Here is a 232-nt window from a genome sequence, read left to right as displayed (position 1 = left end):
TGTCACGCCGGTTTATCGTGTCCGCGACCGTCACGGAGCTTTCGTCGGCGGTCATCAGCAGCGATTTTTTCATCAACCGCGGCGCCGGGATCCTCACGCGAGTGAATGGCGGCCGCCCGTGGCGCTGGCAGAACGGCACGATCGAGGTGACATATGTCGCGGGTCTGGCTGACGTTCCCCCCGATCTGGTCGCGATCGCCGCCGATCTCGCTCGTTTGAGGCTGTCTTCCAG

Annotated in this window: 1 protein-coding gene; it reads left to right on the top strand. The window is 63.8% G+C overall.

Features of this window, described 5'->3' with window-relative positions:
- Positions 1-232, top strand: a 232-nt coding sequence (locus tag AF337_RS43395) for a hypothetical protein (protein WP_160320374.1), incomplete at both ends; no start/stop codon positions are given.

Source organism: Rhizobium ecuadorense, from assembly GCF_001187535.1.
GTDB lineage: Bacteria > Pseudomonadota > Alphaproteobacteria > Rhizobiales > Rhizobiaceae > Rhizobium > Rhizobium ecuadorense.
The sequence above is the reverse complement of the archived record's forward strand: the minus strand, read 5'-3'. Positions and strand labels throughout refer to the sequence as shown.